Source organism: Mucilaginibacter sp. (assembly GCF_041663085.1).
Lineage (GTDB): Bacteria > Bacteroidota > Bacteroidia > Sphingobacteriales > Sphingobacteriaceae > Mucilaginibacter.
The window spans coordinates 1-19,069 of record NZ_JBAZRC010000091.1 but is presented as its reverse complement, the minus strand read 5'-3'; the positions used below and the strand labels follow the sequence as shown (position 1 = coordinate 19,069).

Annotated in this window: 17 protein-coding genes; all 17 read right to left on the bottom strand. The window is 44.3% G+C overall.

Annotated features, from left to right (window positions below; translation table 11 throughout):
• On the bottom strand, window positions 1–327 hold a 327-nt coding region (locus tag WC615_RS15780), incomplete at its 3' end, for a hypothetical protein (RefSeq protein ID WP_372979040.1).
• A 118-nt stretch (window positions 328–445) separates the two neighbouring features.
• Window positions 446–1,132: a sulfite exporter TauE/SafE family protein gene (locus WC615_RS15775; RefSeq protein WP_372979039.1), complete on the bottom strand. Its 687-nt coding sequence runs from the start codon at window positions 1,130–1,132 to the stop codon at window positions 446–448.
• Window positions 1,129–1,542 (bottom strand): FixH family protein, encoded by a 414-nt coding sequence (locus tag WC615_RS15770; protein WP_372979038.1) that lies wholly within the window; start codon window positions 1,540–1,542, stop codon window positions 1,129–1,131. The genes WC615_RS15775 and WC615_RS15770 overlap by 4 nt, the downstream gene beginning before the upstream one ends.
• A gap of 9 nt (window positions 1,543–1,551) precedes the next feature.
• On the bottom strand, window positions 1,552–2,931 hold the full coding sequence (gene ccoG / locus WC615_RS15765; protein ID WP_372979037.1) for a cytochrome c oxidase accessory protein CcoG: 1,380 nt from the start codon (window positions 2,929–2,931) through the stop codon (window positions 1,552–1,554).
• A 2-nt stretch (window positions 2,932–2,933) separates the two neighbouring features.
• Complete coding sequence (locus tag WC615_RS15760; RefSeq protein WP_372979036.1) at window positions 2,934–3,848, bottom strand: cbb3-type cytochrome c oxidase N-terminal domain-containing protein; 915 nt, start codon at window positions 3,846–3,848, stop codon at window positions 2,934–2,936.
• Window positions 3,845–4,036, bottom strand: a complete 192-nt coding sequence (locus WC615_RS15755) for a hypothetical protein (RefSeq protein ID WP_191174242.1) — start codon at window positions 4,034–4,036, stop codon at window positions 3,845–3,847. Before WC615_RS15755 ends, WC615_RS15760 begins: the two co-directional genes overlap by 4 nt.
• A gap of 4 nt (window positions 4,037–4,040) precedes the next feature.
• A complete protein-coding gene (ccoN, locus tag WC615_RS15750; protein ID WP_372979035.1) occupies window positions 4,041–6,173 on the bottom strand; it encodes a cytochrome-c oxidase, cbb3-type subunit I in 2,133 nt (710 codons plus the stop codon).
• 94 nt (window positions 6,174–6,267) lie between these two features.
• The gene (gene ccoS, locus WC615_RS15745) at window positions 6,268–6,426 is read right to left on the bottom strand and encodes a cbb3-type cytochrome oxidase assembly protein CcoS (protein WP_372979034.1); all 159 of its coding nucleotides are present in this window, start codon (window positions 6,424–6,426) and stop codon (window positions 6,268–6,270) included.
• Window positions 6,423–8,813 (bottom strand): heavy metal translocating P-type ATPase, encoded by a 2,391-nt coding sequence (locus WC615_RS15740; protein WP_372979033.1) that lies wholly within the window; start codon window positions 8,811–8,813, stop codon window positions 6,423–6,425. The genes ccoS and WC615_RS15740 overlap by 4 nt, the downstream gene beginning before the upstream one ends.
• 100 nt (window positions 8,814–8,913) lie before the next feature.
• On the bottom strand, window positions 8,914–9,801 hold the full coding sequence (locus WC615_RS15735; RefSeq protein WP_372979032.1) for a universal stress protein: 888 nt from the start codon (window positions 9,799–9,801) through the stop codon (window positions 8,914–8,916).
• Between the two features lie 29 nt (window positions 9,802–9,830).
• Window positions 9,831–11,285 carry a L,D-transpeptidase family protein gene (locus WC615_RS15730; protein ID WP_372979031.1) on the bottom strand — a complete coding sequence of 485 codons (1,455 nt, stop codon included), beginning with the start codon at window positions 11,283–11,285 and terminating at the stop codon, window positions 9,831–9,833.
• Between the two features lie 146 nt (window positions 11,286–11,431).
• Window positions 11,432–11,950 carry a hypothetical protein gene (locus WC615_RS15725; protein ID WP_372979030.1) on the bottom strand — a complete coding sequence of 173 codons (519 nt, stop codon included), beginning with the start codon at window positions 11,948–11,950 and terminating at the stop codon, window positions 11,432–11,434.
• 148 nt (window positions 11,951–12,098) lie between these two features.
• The gene (locus tag WC615_RS15720; protein WP_372979029.1) at window positions 12,099–13,529 is read right to left on the bottom strand and encodes an arabinose isomerase; all 1,431 of its coding nucleotides are present in this window, start codon (window positions 13,527–13,529) and stop codon (window positions 12,099–12,101) included.
• Window positions 13,530–13,580: 51 nt separating this feature from the next.
• Window positions 13,581–16,568 (bottom strand): glycosyl hydrolase, encoded by a 2,988-nt coding sequence (locus tag WC615_RS15715; protein ID WP_372979028.1) that lies wholly within the window; start codon window positions 16,566–16,568, stop codon window positions 13,581–13,583.
• A gap of 134 nt (window positions 16,569–16,702) precedes the next feature.
• Window positions 16,703–17,014, bottom strand: a complete 312-nt coding sequence (locus WC615_RS15710; RefSeq protein ID WP_372979027.1) for an L-rhamnose mutarotase — start codon at window positions 17,012–17,014, stop codon at window positions 16,703–16,705.
• 7 nt (window positions 17,015–17,021) lie between these two features.
• Entirely contained in the window at window positions 17,022–18,491 is a 1,470-nt protein-coding gene (locus WC615_RS15705; RefSeq protein WP_372979026.1) for a glycosyl hydrolase family 39, read from the bottom strand.
• A gap of 112 nt (window positions 18,492–18,603) precedes the next feature.
• On the bottom strand, window positions 18,604–19,069 hold a 466-nt coding region (locus tag WC615_RS15700), incomplete at its 5' end, for a RagB/SusD family nutrient uptake outer membrane protein (protein ID WP_372979025.1).

Genomic DNA, 19,069 nt, shown 5'->3' with positions numbered 1-19,069 from the left:
AGCCAGGTGAATAAGTACGCTGGCTGCAAAAAAGAAGATAGTAGTGCGGATGCCCTCGCCGCCCATGTTGGCTATGATGTTTGCAAAAAAGCAAAACATGGTTACGCCAAGTACAATTATAGGTGCATTAAAATAGTACATAAGCACTGCGGGTACAGGCAATATCATTACGCCCATAAATATCAGCGATACCATAAACCATAAAGTTTGGCGATCTTTCTGGCTATCGGCAAAAGCGTTAAACCTGTCTTTTAAAGTTGTGTGTTGGGTATTGGTATGCGTATCTGTGGCCCAGTTTGATGTTGATATTGTTTTAAGAGTTGCCATAATGTTATTGATTTTTGTTCTTACTGATGCAAATATGGCCAGAACCGTTTCCTCCTGCCATGATGCTTATCAGCCAAAAATGTGATGGTAGGCACATTTTTAATTATGGTTAATGAGGCTATTTGCAAACCGCAGGCACAGCTTTTATCTGGGGGCTTAAATAGGGAATATTAAGTGCGAGCCCCCTTAAAACAAACCAAACGCCAAGGCAAAGCATAAAGTAAGGCACTACCCTGTTTAACCTGCGGCGAACGCCTATATTAATAAAGCCGCTGCCTACAGTAGCAGCCAGCATTAACGGTATGGTACCCATACCAAACCAAAACATATATTGCGCCGCGCCAAAAACCGATGGCGTATTCACCGCGCCAATAAGTGCTACATATACAAACCCGCATGGCAAAAAACCGTTTAGTATACCTACTATTAAATGGCCCGAGCGTTGCTTTAACGCGTATGCCAATAAATTATTTACCGGCTGTAAAAGCCTGTTTGTAAAGCGCCCGCGGGTAAGAGGTTTACGCATTAGTTTTGATGTGGCTGCCATGATGATTAAAACGCCGCTAATAATGCTTACACTTTGCTGTAAACCATACAGCCATAACTGTTTACCCAACAGCCCTACCAATAGCCCCAGCAGCGTATAGGTAAGCGTACGCCCCAAATTATAGATAAGCTTATCCATAATAATTAGCCAGCCACGGTTAGGTTGTACGGGTATAGCAAAGGCCAGCGGGCCGCACATGCCTATGCAATGCACACTGCCAAATAAGCCTATTAAAAATGCTGTTTCATTAAAACTCATGGCAACAAAACCTCTTGCTTATATAAATAGGCATGGCCGTTTGCGGTCCACTCTATGACAAGCTGCCATTGCCCCGCCGATAAACCGGAAAGCGGGATATTTACTGCTGCGGTGCCCGGTAATTCTATCTTCTTATCCATCTTCCCGTCAGATGGCCTTACAAAATTTATTGTACCGTTAACCGGCGTGGCAAATTTCACCTGCAGCTGTGTTTTAGTTAAGCCGATGGCTGGCTTTGCATTATCAATAATTACCTGCTTCTCTTTTTTATAATCGGCATCAAAGGCCAGGCCTTTTTCATAATAGCGCTTGTCATAATCATCCGGCTGGCGAAACATAAACACCACCATCACCACTATGAAGGCCATAAATAAACACATCCCTAATATTATTCCTTTTCCCCAATTCATGATTCTTTTTTAGTTTACAGGCCCTATAAATGTTGTGTTGATGGTGGCAAGCACTTTGTTTTGCTGCATAACTTTTATGGCTATATCCGTTTTTGCTTTATGGATACTACCCGCCGGTATCATTAAAAAGAATACGGCTTTAGCAGATCCTTCTTTTTCGAGCACGCCGGGTGCTTGCAGGTATTTAATTTTCACTTCCGGGTCGGCAGCAACAAGGGTAATGGCTTGGCGCTTATCGGTCTTGTTAATAATATCCGCATTGTAAACGTTACTGATATACCCACCCGGTTGCTCCTGGTAAAGCATGCCGGCCGAACGTAACAGGGTAACATCCACATCGCTGCGCTGGAATACAAACCAGGTGAGCGCACCAAGCAAAACAATTATAATAGCACTATAACCTGCCATACGCCCTGTAAAAGATGGGCGTTTGTTCCCAACTATCATTTCTTCCGAATAAAACCCGATGAGGTTTATCGGTTTATGGATCTTCTCCATCACGTAGTCGCATGCATCGATGCAGGCAGTGCAGTTGATGCATTCCATCTGGTTACCCTTCCTGATATCTATCCCCGTAGGGCAAACATCTACACATAAGCCGCAGTCAACACAATCTCCTTTCGGGGTTTCCGGTCCGCGGGTTAGTTTTCCCCTGGGTTCGCCGCGGGGATAATTATAAGCAACATTTAAGGTATGGCTATCTGTTAGCACCCCCTGCAAACGGCCATAAGGGCATATTACGGTACAAACCAACTCACGTACCTGGCTATAAACCAGGTAAAATACAGTGGTAAAAATTAAAATGCTAAAAAAGCCCGACCAGTGCATATTAACCGGTTCGGTGATGATCTTTACTAACTTTTCGCTGCCAATAATGTAAGCCAAAAATGTATTGGCTATAAAGAAGGAGATAATAAGGAACAGCACATGCTTAACGGTTTTTTTGCTGATCTTTTCTTTTGTCCAGGGCCCGGCATCAAGTTGTTTCCTTTTTTTAGGATCGCCCTCTATCCAGATCTCTACTTTACGGAAAACCATTTCCATAAAGATGGTTTGCGGGCAGATCCATCCGCAAAAAATACGGCCGAATGCTATGGTAAACAGCACCACACAAACTATAAAAGCAAGCATAGCCAATACAAACAAGAAGAAATCCTGCGGCCAGAAAACCTGGCCAAGTATTACAAACCGCCGTTCCAATATATTCAACAGCAATAACGGCTGCCCGTTTATCCTGATGAAAGGGCCGGCAAAAAAAACAATGAGGTAAGCGTAACTTAACCAGCTACGGTATTGGTAAAACTTACCTTTACGTATAAGCGGATACATCCATTTACGGCTGCCGCTTTCTACGGTTAAAGGCTGGTCAATATTATCTGTTACAAACATGTTTATTTCTTAATAACCATTGCGGTTTTCTCTGCAGCACCTGCGGCATCGTCAACCTCTTTTGTTCCTTGTGCTTCTTTAGCGTTTGCTGGGTTACTGCCATGTAATGATTTTATATAGCTGGATACATCGGCAATTTGCTTAGGTGTTAACTGTTTTTCCCAGGTAGGCATCCCTTTAGCGGTTATGCCGTATTTAACTGTTTTAAAAATGTCGCCTATCTTACTTCCGTGCAGCCAATAATCATCTGTAAGGTTGGGGCCAACAACGCCCTGCGCATGGTCGCCGTGGCATGGCGCGCAGGTTTGTTTAAACACTGCCTCGCCGGCGGTTAATACTGCCGCGTCTGTACTTAGCTTTACGTTGCTTTCATCTACACGGTTTGCAGCCTTTGCCAGGTACAAGGTGCGTTCTTTTGCGGCTATGTTCATCTCGGTAGCATATTCGGCGTTTTGCAATTGCCCTATACCAAATACATGGTATATTAAAAGGTAGGCTACCGCAAATACAATGGTTGAATAAAACAGCACCATAAACCAGGCCGGCGTTGGGTTATCCAACTCCTGTATCCCGTCGTAATCGTGCTCAATCAGCATTGATTTCTCTTCAGATAATGGCTTAAGTGATAAAAGTTTTTCAACCACATTCACCTTGGGTTTCTTATCCTTCATTTTTAAAGCCTTCTCTTCTGCCAACATATCGGCATAGGCCTTACGGCCCATTATGGCCATGGTAAGTACTTTAAACGTGCGCAATAAAACAAGCAGCACTACCAGGAAAAGCACCAGCATTAACATAATTGCGCCATAGCCCCAATAGTTCATTAACTGGGCAGATGACAGGCTTTCATCCTCTGCTAAAACAGGTTGTACGGCCAGGAGTATAAAAAATAGTAAGATTGGTTTAAGAGGCTTCATGGCTGCATATTTTTTTCTGTTTCCAATGTGTTATCATTTAAGGGCATTCCGCTCATGTGTTCTACATGCTGCTTTTTAAGGCGGATAAGTAATACACTTACCACGATGAAGAAGACCATAAATATGCTTAGGGAAAACAACAGGTATTGTTGTGTGCCGGTAATGTGTTCTGTAAACTGCTTAAACATGATATTATTTATTAGATGATACGGTTTTGTTTGCTTTAATATCGGTACCAAGGCGTTGCAGATAGGCTATGATGGCTACTATCTCTTTATCGCTTTTTACTTTAATATGGTCTTTACCCAGGTTATCGGCAATAGCCTTTGCCTGCTTATCAAGATCGCGGTTAGCTATCTTATCGTAACCAATTGCGTATGGTACGCCCAGGGTGCGCATGGCATTAATTTTTGATGCCGTGGTGGTGGTATCCAGTGTTTGGTTAAGCAGCCAGTCGTAATTCGGCATAATGCTACCCGGCGACATTAGCCGTGGATCCATCAGGTGGTTATAGTGCCAGGCATTGCCATACTTGCCCCCCTCGCGCTGAAGATCGGGCCCGGTACGTTTAGAGCCCCAAAGGAACGGGTGATCATAAACAAACTCGCCGGCCTTGCTGTATTCTCCGTACCGCTCGGTTTCTGACCGGAAAGGCCGCACCGTTTGCGAGTGGCAGTTAACGCAACCCTCGCGAATATAAATATCCCTCCCCTGCAACTCAAGCGGCGTATAGGGTTTTACACTGGCAATGGTTGGTATGTTTGATGATATGGTTAGCGTTGGCATTAGTTCAACAAATGTGCCCACCAGTATAACCAGCAGCGATACGATCATTAACTGAATAGGTTTACGCTCAAGCAAGCGGTGCCAGTGGTCGCCGGTTTGTTTTACGTAAACTGGTTCAAGCGGCATGGCCTCGGCAGCTTCATTGGCAACAAGCTTGCCTCCTAGCGCCGTGCGGCAAAGGTTATAGGCCATTACAATTACACCTAAAAGATACATGCCACCACCAATTGAGCGCATTACGTGCATAGGTAATATGCGCATGGTAGTTTCTAAAAAGTTTGGATATTTAAGCATGCCTTCGGCATTAAACTCCTTCAGCATTAACCCTTGTGTAAAGCCCGACCAATACATAGGCACCGCATAAAACAATATACCCAGCGTACCAATCCAAAAGTGAAAGGCGGCCATTTTTTTAGAGTACAGTTCGGTTTTATAAATGCGCGGTATTAACCAATACAGGATAGCAAAGGTCAGGAACCCATTCCAGCCTAATGCGCCAACGTGTACGTGTGCAATTATCCAATCGGTAAAGTGGCCAATGGCGTTTACCTGTTTAAGTGAAAGCAAAGGCCCTTCAAACGTGGCCATACCGTAAGCGGTTAAGCCAACCACCATAAATTTCAGCACAACATCATCGCGTACTTTATCCCAGGCGCCACGCAGGGTAAGCAACCCGTTGATCATCCCGCCCCAGCTTGGTGCTATCAGCATAATGGAAAACGCCACACCTAACGATTGCGCCCACTCGGGCAATGTGGTATACAACAAATGGTGAGGGCCTGCCCATATATAAATGAATATCAGTGCCCAGAAATGCAGGATACTTAATTTATAAGAATATATTGGCCGGTTTGCCATTTTGGGTAAAAAGTAATACATCATACCCAGGTAAGGCGTCGTCAGGAAAAACGCAACTGCGTTGTGGCCGTACCACCATTGCACAAGCGCATCCTGCACACCTGCGTATACATAATAACTTTTAAAAGCTGATATAGGAAGTTCAAAAGAGTTTACGATATGCAATACCGCAATGGTTACAAACGTGGCTATATAAAACCATATGGCAACATATAAATGCCGTTCGCGGCGCTTAAATATGGTACCGAACATATTGATACCAAATACAACCCATATTAGCGTTATAGCGATATCAATAGGCCACTCAAGTTCTGCATACTCATGCGAGGTAGTAAACCCCAAAGGCAAGGTAATTACTGCCGATACAATGATAAGCTGCCAGCCCCAAAAGTGGATACTGCTTAAAATATCGCTAAACATACGTGCTTTTAGCAGGCGCTGCAGGGAATAATAAACGCCCATAAAAATGGCATTGCCTACAAAAGCAAAAATAACAGCGTTGGTATGCAGCGGCCTGATACGCCCAAATGTGGTGTACTGGTTACCCATGTTTGCTGCCGGGTGAAATAGCTGTATAGCCACAATGAGGCCCACCGTCATGCCGATGATGCCCCAGATTACGGTAGCTATACCGAAATTGCGTACAATCTTATTATCGTAGTAAAATTTTTCGGGTTGCATAAATGTTCAGTGTATATTGTTTTTGGATGGTGTAAAATTAGGTTTGTGTGTTAGCAGGCGGAATGACAGGCGTTTGCTTAAATAATGACACGGGTCACTTTTTTTCTTCCTGCGGTTCATCATCAAGCAATATGCGTACGGCCGGGGTGTACATATCGTCATTTTGCCCGGTGCGCTGCGCCCAAAAGAAAGCGCCTAAAAAAACAAGCGCGAGCATGATGCTGCAGCCAATTAAAAAATAAATAATGCTCATGATAATTCCCTTTTTTTTGCTGCCAGGTGTGTGGCAATACTGGTGAATGATATAATGGTTGCCGTGCTTAGCGGCATTAATATGGCAGCTATAATGGGTGATAGCATGCCTGTAATGGCAAAGCTTAAACCAATGAGGTTATAAACAACCGATATCAGGAAGGACGCGTGTATAATACTTACCGTATTCTTAGAGAACCGCAGGAACTGGGGAAGCTTATTCAGCGACCGGCCATCCAGTATGGCATCGCTCCCCGGCGAAAAGTTGTTTACATTATCGGTAACAGCCACACCTAAATCGCTTTGCTTAAGCGCGCCCGAATCATTAAGCCCATCGCCCATCATCATTACCTTACGCCCGGCCAGTTGTAATGATTTTATAAAATCGAGCTTTTGCTGCGGCGATGCATTGAACTGCATATAGCCGCTATCTTTAAAGTACGGCAGCAACGCGGTACGTTCCTGGTCGTTATCGCCCGATAAAAGATAGACCTTATACTTTCCTGTCAGGTTTGTTATCTCTTTTAAACCCGGGCGGTAGGCCTGCTCGAAGCTGATATACCCCGCATATTGCTCATCAAATTGTATATGCACCCGGGTTGTTATTTTATCCTCTGATTTTACATGCGGCACATTCACAAACCTGTTACTGCCAATACTAACAAAGTAACCGGCTACATAAGCCGTTATACCCTTCCCGGCGTACTCGCGGTATGATACTACCGGCAACCGCTGGTAATCATTAAACAACTCACAGATCTGCCTGCTTAGCGGGTGGCCAGAATTACTGCAAACGCTGTATATGATCTGCTTTTGATAATTGGTAAGGTTTGCATCCACCAATATCCCCGCCCTTCCACCCAGGGTAATGGTGCCGGTTTTATCGAGTACTATGGTATCAATGGCGGCTAAACGTTCAACAATCGCGGTATTTTTAAGGTAAAACAAATTTCTATCTAAAACTCCTAACGCTGCCGACATGGTAAAGGGCGTGCTTAAAGCCAAAGCACACGGGCAGGCTACTATAAGTACAGCCGTAAAGGCAGCTACTCCTCTGCGTGCATCTGTTGGCAGCCAATAGGCCATTGCACCAAAAGCTATTGTGAGTAGTACAACGGTAAAGTATTTGCTAACCCGCTCGTTAAAAGTTTGCATGCGGTTATCCTGTTGGCGGGTAAAAGCCTCATTGTTCCACAGTTGGGTAAGGTAACTTTGCGATACGGGCTTTATTATATCAAGTTCAATGGCCTCGCCCATTTGGCGGCCACCTGCGTAAATCACTTCGCCAAGTATTTTATTAACCGGGATAGATTCGCCCGTTACAAAACTAAAATCGATCCGGGCGTCGCCCTTTAATAATATAGCGTCGGCCGGTATGATCTCGTTGTGACGGATCCGTACGCGTTGCCCCACTTTTAATCCCGATAGTGGTAATGGGCTTTCTTTATCCCCCTCTATTACCTGCACGGCAACCGGGAAGAACGAACGATAATCGCGTTCGAAAGACAGGTGGTAATAGGTTTTTTGCTGAACAAACTTACCAACCAGTAAAAAGAAAACCAATCCGCATAAGGTATCCGCAAAGCCGGCACCTGTATGCGTTAGTATTTCGGCCACGGTGCGGATAAATAACACCGCGATACCCAAAGCCAGCGGGAAATCGATATTTAAAACTTTATTGCGCAGGTTATGCCATGCAGATACAAAATACCCGCTGCCCGAGTATAGCAGTACCGGTATAGCAAACAGTATATTTAACCAGCCAAAAAACTGCCTGAAATTTTGCTCATAACCAGCTAAGCCAAAATACTCAGGGAAACTAAGCAGCATTACGTTACCAAAGCAAAAGCCGGCAACTGCTATTTTTTTAACCAGGTTGTCCTTTTGCCCAAGCACCTGGTCTTTCACAATATCATGCAGGCTAATAAGTGGTTCATAACCAATGTCCGACATCAGCTCTACCACCTGCCGCAGGCTCACCTCTTTTTTATTAAAGCGGATGTTTACCTGCTTCTTTATAAAATCAACCCGGCTGTAATAAATGGCAGGGTTTATTTTATGTAGCTGCTCAAGCAACCAGATGCACGAGCTGCAGTGGATGTATGGGATGTAAAGGGTTACAATGGTTTTGGTATCGTCCGAGTAATCTATCAGTTCACTGATGATAGATTCGTTATCCAGGTATTCGAAGCGTTTATCGGTGCGCGCACGGTTAGCGCCCGGATGGTCGTTGTAATTATAGTAATTACATAACCCGTTGTTTGATAGTATGCTGTAAACCTGCTTACATCCGTTACAGCAAAAGGTTTTTTCGTCAAATTCAATCGCCTTGTTGCAATCGTCTCCGCAATGGTAGCAGGTAGTTTTGGTAAGGGTATCAACAGCCATATATCATCATTAATTGATACCTCAAAAATGCATGGCGACAGCCTATTGTAAAATGATGCGGATTTTTATAGAAAGTGATCCGCATCATTTTTTTTGCAGATTAAAAAACCGGCAACGGTGTCTCGGCCTTTACTTTGGGGAAAACCAGCAGCGGGATAGTGATATGCTTGGCAAGCTTTTGTGTGTAGCTTTTATCAAATAAGCTAAACATAACGGGCTTGTGGTGTACAATGGCCAGCATATTGGCCTGCGTATGAAGGGAGATCCACTCTAAGCCTTCGTCAATTTCTTTGGTTGATATCTGGCGGTAATATATTTTCGGGTAATCTACTTTGCAGGTAACGTCATTTAAAAAACCATCAACCATTTTTTGGTGATCTTGCTTGTGCTTACCGGTGTCTGATAAATTGCTGATCAGTAACTCGGCATTAAAGGGGCGCACTAAACCCGTTAAAGAATGAATTAAACCTATATCATCCCCGCTAAGGTTGGTAGCAAACGTTACTTTTTCTATGGGCTTAAATGTTGCCGTATGGGGTATCAGTAAAACCGGGAAATCTGCCACATCTATCAGGTCGCGGCTATTACTGCCTAATAAAAAGCGGCTTACCTTACCCGCGCCAGACATGCCCATAACTACCAGGCATATCCTCTCTTTTCCTACTATATTTTTTACCACATCGGTTACCGGCCCTGCACCGCAGCATGTATCTACACGCGGATGAAAAGACTGCAGGCTGGTGTTATCCCGGTCTTCAGTCATTAACCTGTCTGCAAGGTGTTTTAATTCTTTTAAAACATCTTTTTCAAGATCATCATAATTATACGCAGGCCAAACCAAATTTGCAGCCATGCTGCTTTCTAAAGGCACTTTAATGGCGTTACACAATTTCACGTTCGCTTTTAAAGTTTTGGCAAGGTGTATGGCATAGCGCGCCGCGTTATCAGCAGCTTCAGAAAAATCTGTTGGCACTAAAATAGTTTTCATTGTTGTAGCGATTTATGGTTTACTTTATGTTAGCGCATGGTTAAAACCGGGCTGTCATTATACAAAGCCATCTCCAGGCTTTTGTCAAGGTTGTATATGTCTTTGTATATAATGAGTTCCCCTTCTTTCATTTCGCAGGTTAGGTAAGTAATGTTTATTGGCACCTGTTTTTTAAGCTTAAAATTTTGGTTTGTGTATGCCATAACGGCTTTATGCATATCGGCAATTTTGCTTTCTGCATCGTCGTTTGTTAAAAGTAGTGATGCAAGTTTTTCGGCCTGTTCTACCCGTATACAGCCATGGCTAAGCGCACGGTCCTTCTTTTTAAAAAGGCTTTGCTCGGGTGTATCATGCAGGTACACGTCATAGATATTGGCAAACCTGAAAACAATAAGGCCTAATGAATTATCGCAGCCGGATGACTGCCTGGCGTAATAATTTTTTGAGTTTTTCTTAACGCTTAGCAAATTGTTTAAAAGCGGCTCAACGTAAACACCCCTGTTATTATAGATGGCGATGTGGTTGTCCTCCAGGTATGCGGCATTCTTTATGGCTTTTGGCAGCAGTTCCTTTGTAAATATGTTAGCCGGCACTTTCCACTCGGGCGCAGTTGTAAAGTAACTTATCCCGCTTAACAATGTAGGGGTTGGTGTTGATGGTTTACCTACTATTATTTTAAACAAATAGGTAGTATCGGGTTGGTGAAAACTGAGGGTGTATGTTGGTATATTAACCTGTATATAACTGCTTTCCTCAACATCAGCCCAGCGTAGCCTTTCCATATTGATAGCTACTTTTCTTACATCGGCATCGGGTACCTCATAGCAGTCATCAAGCTGTAAACCTTTTACTTTATACAAGTACCGCTGTAAAGCATAGTATTCTTTTGATTTTGGCTGCACAGCTAATACAGCACTCATAAAATCAGGTTGCTGCATGGCGCCTGCCAGTACCAGTTCCGCATAAACATTCCCCGGTATACCGGCATCTATTTGAGCAGAAGGAAAATTGGGGTTTAACTTACCATAATGCAGGTGATTAATAAAAGCAAGCAAGGCATCGGTAAGCATAATATCAAACCTGGCTTTTTGAGCATTGCTTATCTCATTTCCTTTATCCAGCATAATATGGAGCTTGTCGTACAAAAGCTCTTTGGGGTGATAATCATCGTATGATAAACCAAACTGCAAAACGCAATCTATCATCAACATGGCATCCCATGTTTTCGCGGAGTTAACGGGGCCTTTTATCCAGGAAGGTTTATAGCCGCTACCCGCGTAAAAGCGTTTAACCGAAGCAGGAAAATACAACTCATTGTTAATTGTTTTTTCATGTATCAGCATCGTAATTTCACCGGCAAGTGATGTATCTCTATCTATGCTTTTCGCGTAGCTATGCAACGATAAGAATTGTAATACTACGGAGCAAAGTATAGTTATACCAATTGCTTTAACCCGTTTTATTGATATCATCATCTTTTCCATAACTCGTTGATTTTATGATGTAAAATTGACTTAAAAGCAGCAGTAAATTAATGACGGCGGTCACATATTACCCTGATTTTGAGCAGTAAAAAAAGCACAAACAGAAAAAGCGCCGTAAAGCGCTTTCTCTGTTAAGTGTGAGATTGTTATTCAGTTGATACATTATTCTCATGCATTGCAGTTTCAACAATTGCATAGATATCTTTCTTTACCTGCCGGTATTGCCTTATAATAGTTGACATGAAGTTTTCTATCAATAATTGGTTCTCAGCAAGCTCTTCAGTAGTATCCGGAATGATATTTTCTGCTATCATTTCCAGTTTTTTTATGTGATGCGATACCATTGCATGTACATGATTTTTCTCTACCTCCATTTTAGATAACAGTTGGTTTGCCAATACCAGTTTATCCAGGTATCCTTCGTTTGATAACGAGGTGAAATAGTTTTCCATTAGTTTATGAAGAAATTCGGCTTCGAACGTAAGGAATTCAAGGTCAGACAACCATTGTTTTGTAATAACGTAGTACTGTTGTGATCGCTCGGATAACTTTTGGGTGATTTCCATTTTCCAGTTTTTAACTACCGCCAATTTCTTGCCGGTATAATGAAGAGATTTAGTGAAGTATACGCTGTAAAGTTCGGGGTATGTGAACAGCGCGAACATGACCACCATTGGTTTAAACCATGATCCTGGTCATATTTGGGTAATCTCAGTCTTTAATTAACGGCATAAAAAAAGCCATTTCTTTTAAGAAATGGCTTTTGCACTTTGGACCAGGCATTATATTTTCATTTATTATCTCTACGGATCTTCAACATACCTGTATCATCTCCATCCCTAATATTTTTGCCAATTTATCAAGCTTGCTGCTAATGTGGCCCACCCCAACCGCGCAATGATGCGCCGGGCCGTGGCTATTCCAATCGTTAACAAATTGGCGCGCGCCAATAGGGAATTTGTACCGGCTGTTGGTATTCCCGATCTGCAGAATGGGGCCGCTTACCGATTCGCCTTCGGCAACCAGCATCACCAATTCGCCTTTGCCGTTTTCAAGGATAGAAAGGCAGGTAACGGGGCCGCTTTTAACAGCCATTTCTACCGAAAGCCCGCACCCTACCTTGCCATGATAAACCTGCAAAGGCTTAACTTTTGTACGCCCTTCGGCAATGGCAATGTGGCCGGGGCCATCATGGCCCATCAACACCACGTCGTCTTTGTAGTCCATAGCGTAGTATTCGGTAAAAGAGCCCCCCGCGCCAAAACTGTCCATTATTTTCATGGCCTGCGCGTTCTTTATCTCATACTCGCCTGCTACGGGCACACCATTCGCAGTAAGTAACGAGTTGCCTAAAATGATCGAGCTCATGGTATCCTCATTATCGGCATTGCCTGTTCCCTTATGGTAATAAGCAAAAGAGCCTAACTGGTATTTAGCCACCAGCTTATCCATCGCTACGGATGTTTTGGCAGCCCGTAATAATTCCCCATCGGTACAATCTTCCTGTATGTCAAATTTCTCGCGAAACTCCGCTACGCGTTGATCTACTTCGGTCGGAGTAACTGTGTTTTTTATAGTGGTCAACTCTTCCACTTCGATATGTTCAAAGTGACCGCCAAAGTATTTTATCTGCAGGGTAAGATCTGTGTAGATATCCAGCATACCCGAGTAATAATTACCCATGCAGCCCATGCGGTTGTTTTGCATAATATGGGCAACATTGGCGGCTTCTACCCATTCTAATATTTCTTTATCGCTTTCTTCATCGTGCTGCAGCATACCTGTTACCTGGTAAAACTTAATACCGGTACGTTTAAAAACGTTTGCAATTTCGGGCACGGGGCAGGCCGAGCAATACTTGAGCCAGGTACCCGTCATTTGGGTACGGTCGTTCAGGTTGTTAAAGCTTTCGTAATCAATACGGTCTTCCGGCGATAGATTAAGTATCACAACCGGTACATTTAACTTTTGTACCACCGGCAAAACTGTTGACGAAAGCGCATAGGTGCCCACGTACAGGAAGACCAGGTCTACATCCTCCTGCCTGAATTTTTTACCGGTTTCGAAAGCCTTATTTACGGTATCTACTATCCCTGCATTTACAATACGCACGGGCTGATCAGCAAATTTCAAGCATAGTGTTTGCAGGTAACCCTCCAGGCTTGTTTTTAGTCCCCCGAATTGTTCCCAATAAACATCTAATCCTATTCCAAATACCCCGATAGTTAAATTACTGTTGATCATTTTTATAAGTGGTGTTACCTGTTTTAATTTGTTTTATATGTATAAGGGGTATTAATCATTTGTTTTTATGATGGTAACAGGCCCTGTCAAGCCCGATGGTAATAAAGGTGAATCGGCTTTATACTGCGTGGTTGATGTAAAAGTATAACGGCCGCTGGTGCGGGGCTGCCCTTTCAGCAACCACTCGGGCCATTTATCGTCAACAATGCCATCGTATGGTTTTTTCTCATCACCTATCAGCCGGTTTGGCCAAAGGTTTATGATCTCTATTTTAAGATCGTTGTTTTTAGCCTGCACCGCTCCGGATATATTTACATGCCATGGGGCTGTCCACACAATGCCAAGGTCTTTGCCATTTAAGGTTACACGGGCCATGTTCTTTACATTCCCAAGGTCGAGGTACAATGATCCGGCTGGTACTTCATCAAGATCAAACTTTTTGTGGTACACCGCTTTGCCCGAGTAGTATTTTATCCCCTCGTTTTTGTTTTTAGTCCAGTCGCTTAGTTCATCAAACTGTACACTTGCCGGGCCGCCCCATTTAGGGTCAAAGTTCACTTCCCATGGGCCTGTTAGGGTTTGCACCGTTTTTGCATTAACCCCGGTATTGATGCCAGATGATGGCCAGGTATTCTCTTTTGCAAAAACCACAAATGCACTTTCATAAGCAGCCAGCTGAACAGATACAGATGTGCTGCTATTATTCTTCTTAAATCTCGTTATTTTTTTGGTTTTACCGGTCACGGCGTCCCACAACTCGGGCGAACCTTTTACGGTGCGGAACTGTGCTATTGTATTCACAGCTTTATCCGTTTTGTTGGATACAAAATATATGTCCCAACCAGCATCCGTACGATGCGTATACCGCAAATCGCCGTTTGCTGTAAAATCGTCAATAATGCCCTTTGATTTTAGGATCTCTGCCGTGAGGTCATAATGCGGGTACAATTTATCGGGGTTATCGCTAACCGGTTTACCCCATACCACTACCCCTTCGCCGTATTTATGCCGGGTGATGCTACCGGGTACAGCAGATGCCCCCCATATCGTTTTACTCAAAGCAACAATCCTTTCATCGCAGGCCGGATAGCCCACAAGGCTTGGCGAACGCAATGGCGGGTTACCAACAACGGTAGCGCCCAGTTTTACCAACTCGGCTATTTTAGCCAATAATTGCGGCGTCATTGATTCATATACCGGCAATGCCAACAACCTGTAACTTGCCCCACTGGGGAATACCACCTGATGGTCTTTCACAGTAGCCTTCATTAACTGGCCGGGCGCGCAGCCATCAAAATTATAACCTCTGCGGTCGCCAATGGTATCGCCGCCCACCATTGCCGATGACGGCGGCACGAATACCAGCGGAGAACCCTCGGGCGTTAAATAAAGCACATCGGCCACGGTGCGGCCCTGTTGTAGTATATACTGACTCCGGGTAACGTAATTATGATAGCCGTTAGCCCATGGCCACCAGGTTTGGCTGCGATCCCAATGTACGCCGTATGGCCCCATGGTTGCCCCGGGTTTCAATGAATCGGGCAGGAACTGGTTCTGGAACGTGTGATACACAAACCGGTTAATGCCGGCTGCAAAAGCCCAGTCGCCCTGGTTTTTCATCGATGCCGGGTGTTGTTTCCAACCCTCGTTATCCTGGGCGGTAAAAGCCTCGGCAGGGATCAGCGATTTACCATTAACATGCCCTATGGATGTAGATTCTATAACGCTATAGCTTGAATTGAAGCCAAAACCTTTGCTCCAAAACTCAGCCATAGGCACATCCGCTATCGATCCAAGTTCAAGATCGGCTATTGGCGTCATGTCATACGGTTCGATAGAAAGCGACAGGTTATTACGCCTGGCATAGGCCTTTACCTGCCTGGCGTGGTTATCCAAAACAAGCTCCTGGGCGGTTTGCCTCAGGTCCCACAAAAAGCGTTCGCTCTCTTCCAGGCTGCCAACAATGTTGCCGGCATAAACCGGGTAGTATTTAAGCGGGTCGTAGCCTCTTCTTTTTATAAATTCCTGCCTGAACAATCCTGTCCAGTTTTGCGCGCCCATCTCCCAGCTATCCATGTGCAGGCGTTTTAAACCACCTTTAATATTTTTGTTTGTCCGCCCTGTTTTTCTCAGCAGGTTGCCTACATATTTATCCAAATGATAATTAAGTGCTACGGTATCAAATTTATCAGCCTCGAGGCCTAAACCGGGCACCGGTGCAGGGCGGGTAATAGCCCCGTTATTGCGGCTTACAAAGCGCATAACCGTCCACTTGCCTGATGGCGGTGACCAGTTAAGCGTACCATCAGGTTGCATTTTTAATGTCAGATCAATTATCTGGCTTTTAGTTACCGCATTTTTATCTGCCCCATCATTAGCAGGCGATGGCATATACGGCCTCACCACACCCGAGCTGTAGGGCGCACGATAGTATAAAGCCTTCTCCTCGTAATCTTTAATAGGCTTATCCTGTTCCGTTGCCGGGAAGGCTAAAACCGCTACATCCTGGTAAAATTTCAGCCATTCTTTTTTCACCTCGGGCGTTAAGCCGCCCTCGCCAAAAAAAGGCTTTTTGGGCGGCGGCACAGGCAAAACAATTTTCTGTTTATCGCCGGCGGTTACCGTAACCTGGCTGGATACCAGGTGCTGCATAGACTGGCTTGCTTTAACCCATGGGCCGCCGCTACCCGTCCACCCCGGGCCAATGCCTAAGGTTATTTCAATACCCAGGCGACGGGCCTCTTTTTCGGCATGTACAAAAAGCGATGTCCATTTATCGCTTAAAAACTCTACCGGGCCGCTGGGGATACCAACATTCACTTCAAGGAAAATAAGGTTACCAATACCTGCCTTTTTCATCGATTCCAAATCCTTGGTGATGGTTTCTGCCGACATATTGCCATCCATAAAATACCAGTAAACACCAGGTCTGTATTGATCGGCCGGATGGGCAAAGTTTGCCTTTATTGTTTTTAGCTGCGCATTGGCCACAGTAAAGCAACAAAAAGCAATAAGGCAGGATAGTATATATCTAAGCATGGGTAGTATTTAATTGTGCGTACGAATGGTTAAGCGTTTTTGGAAAGGTTATATCCTTCACTCAAATTTACTTTATTTATTGTAACTGGTTTTTATCTGTTATGAGTTATGTTTTATACTTTTTGATATAACGATCAAGGCATCGAAAAAACGTTCTCCAAACCCACCACCACGGGCGATTGATCCGGGTTAACCTCCATCAGATCTGCCATATGCTCCCACCATTTCATCATCAATGGGTTTTCATGCAAACTGGCTGTGATGCCCTCATCGATGTATTGTACCGCTATCAACGTATCCGTTTCTTTATCAAAAAATATATTGTAGTTTTTAATGCCGTTCTGTTTAAGCAGGGTTACCAGCTCAGGCCAGATGTTGTCATGCCGTTTCCGGTATTCAACTTCGCAGCCGGGCTTTAACTTCATTTTAAAAACTACCTGTTTCATATCGTTTTTAATTTGCGGTTTTGATCAGGGCAACAGCAAAGGGTTTTAGATCGATGTAGTTATTATTAAGCGAAACATACACCGGTTGGTTATCTCCTGATGCTTCGTCAACAATGGCTATCTGCGCGCCCTTTAATTCAGCAGGCAGCGTTACGCGTTGGGCTTTATTACGCTTGTTAAGCAGCAATATACTTTTGCCCGTGGCATCTTTAAAACCCTGGGCCAACAGGTCATCGCCTTTGTTGTGGTCGATGCTTGTATTAACCAGTTTGCTACCGGCTTTTATCTGGTCTTTGATCAGCTTAAGCACCCAAAAACGCGCGTTGGGTTTATTGTTGATATAGTTAACCATGCTCACATCCGGAAACTGCGTTGGGAAACCCACTAACTGTGATTCGCCAATAACATCGATACCGTTTTTGGTTAGTTCGATAAAGAAATAAGCGTAAACACTCGCCGACAGGTTCCAGTAAGGCGCCGGGATAGGTTGAGTGCGCATCTCTTCGCTCACAAATGTACCCAGTTCATTAATATCTGTTTTGGTATTTGGCGACAGGCGTTTTTTAATATTTTCTACAAACCTTACCGTATTGATAAAATTCTCGGCCTTATCAAATACGGCGTATTCATAATCCTCAAATTTCTGTCCGCTGTTGGCGCTTGCATAACAATGGTAGGAGATCATATCCAGCGGGATGCCCGGCTTATGGTTAGCTGGGTTCAAAAAGTATTCGAACCATTCAGGGCGTTCGCCGGCAAGGCCAAGCCCTACAAATTTGGCATCGGGTATAACCTGTTTCAACGCAGTAACCAGGGCATCGTATATTTTGGTATAGGTTTGGGGCGACATGCTATGCTCCAGATCAGGCTCGTTCAGTACCTCCCAGTAAGGGATCTGGTAATGGTAGCCCGATTTGTGGTATTTGCCAAGCTCGTCTGTAAAACCGCCTTTGGTGTACCAGCTTACCAACCGCACATAGTAATCGGTAAGTTCTTTCATGGTGCTGTCTCTTAACTCGGTACCGCCGCCGTACGACCAGCTCACCTGATTTGGATCTGCCGGATAGGGTACAGGTTTTTCTGTTTTAAACATCCATTGCGGTATGGTGCTAAAATTCATGATGATAGAATGCCCTTTGGTTGCCACCAAAAAATCAATGGTCATGGGGTCTATCAGGCTAAAATCCCATGATGTTTTTGTCGCTGTTGGCGGTTCAAGCTCGGCCACGGCTAATTTAGGGTACGGAAACCATGGCACATAACGTACAAAATCGGCATTCAGCTCTTTAACCGCCTTAAACGATGCATCGTGCATGGCAGCTTTACGGCGCAGCATGGGGTTACCCACTACCTGTAATGTAGGTGTAGACACCGAGGTGGACACCTCATTGGCCCAGTTTATTTTTAGGTGCGGGGTTTGCGCGCTGCAAATACCCACCGCGAGTAAGGCAAGGTTTATGGTAATAAATTTCTTCATCTTTATTAAATTAATAAACAACCATCAAAACAGTAAATGATACTTTTTAGAAAGGCAGGAAGCACCATTTACCATTGGCAACTCCCTGCAACTTTCAACCAATTACCAATTATTAGTACCCCGGGTTTTGTGTTAAGTTCTTATCCAGGAACAGCTGCCTGTCTGGCATAGGGTATAATGCTTCGTACCCGTCAAACTTGTAATCGTTTCCGTTAAACGGTACGCCACCCCTATCCACTGTAGGCGCTGCCCTTTCGGCCTGCCCGTGTGCATTTAAAAGCGTTGCCATTTGCGCGTTTGTTAAGGCGCGTTTCAGATCAAACCAGCGGTCGTTCTCAAATGCCAGCTCTACGCGGCGTTCATGCCTTATGGCTGTGCGGAATGTTTCCTGGCTTAAGCCGGATACATCGCCAAGCCCTGCCCTGTTCCTCACCTGGTTAATATATTGGTAAGCATTAGCCGGGCCGGTTTGTTCATTAATAGCTTCGGCCAGCATCAGCAATACATCCGAGTATCTTAGCACCGGCCAGTTATCATCTGTACGGCCAACCACCGTATGCGGATGGTTGTATTTATTT

What these genes read in the sequence shown, in the direction of transcription:
- WC615_RS15720 (WP_372979029.1), bottom strand. Translation starts at nt 13,529, where the DNA reads ATGATCAACAGTAATTTAACTATCGGGGTATTTGGAATAGGATTAGAT.
- WC615_RS15740 (WP_372979033.1), bottom strand. Translation starts at nt 8,813, where the DNA reads ATGGCTGTTGATACCCTTACCAAAACTACCTGCTACCATTGCGGAGAC.
- WC615_RS15760 (WP_372979036.1), bottom strand. Translation starts at nt 3,848, where the DNA reads ATGAAGCCTCTTAAACCAATCTTACTATTTTTTATACTCCTGGCCGTA.
- WC615_RS15705 (WP_372979026.1), bottom strand. Translation starts at nt 18,491, where the DNA reads ATGAAGAAATTTATTACCATAAACCTTGCCTTACTCGCGGTGGGTATT.
- WC615_RS15735 (WP_372979032.1), bottom strand. Translation starts at nt 9,801, where the DNA reads ATGAAAACTATTTTAGTGCCAACAGATTTTTCTGAAGCTGCTGATAAC.
- WC615_RS15770 (WP_372979038.1), bottom strand. Translation starts at nt 1,542, where the DNA reads ATGAATTGGGGAAAAGGAATAATATTAGGGATGTGTTTATTTATGGCC.
- WC615_RS15710 (WP_372979027.1), bottom strand. Translation starts at nt 17,014, where the DNA reads ATGAAACAGGTAGTTTTTAAAATGAAGTTAAAGCCCGGCTGCGAAGTT.
- WC615_RS15755 (WP_191174242.1), bottom strand. Translation starts at nt 4,036, where the DNA reads ATGTTTAAGCAGTTTACAGAACACATTACCGGCACACAACAATACCTG.
- WC615_RS15730 (WP_372979031.1), bottom strand. Translation starts at nt 11,285, where the DNA reads ATGGAAAAGATGATGATATCAATAAAACGGGTTAAAGCAATTGGTATA.
- WC615_RS15725 (WP_372979030.1), bottom strand. Translation starts at nt 11,950, where the DNA reads ATGTTCGCGCTGTTCACATACCCCGAACTTTACAGCGTATACTTCACT.
- WC615_RS15775 (WP_372979039.1), bottom strand. Translation starts at nt 1,132, where the DNA reads ATGAGTTTTAATGAAACAGCATTTTTAATAGGCTTATTTGGCAGTGTG.
- ccoG (WP_372979037.1), bottom strand. Translation starts at nt 2,931, where the DNA reads ATGTTTGTAACAGATAATATTGACCAGCCTTTAACCGTAGAAAGCGGC.
- WC615_RS15715 (WP_372979028.1), bottom strand. Translation starts at nt 16,568, where the DNA reads ATGCTTAGATATATACTATCCTGCCTTATTGCTTTTTGTTGCTTTACT.
- ccoS (WP_372979034.1), bottom strand. Translation starts at nt 6,426, where the DNA reads ATGAGCATTATTTATTTTTTAATTGGCTGCAGCATCATGCTCGCGCTT.
- ccoN (WP_372979035.1), bottom strand. Translation starts at nt 6,173, where the DNA reads ATGCAACCCGAAAAATTTTACTACGATAATAAGATTGTACGCAATTTC.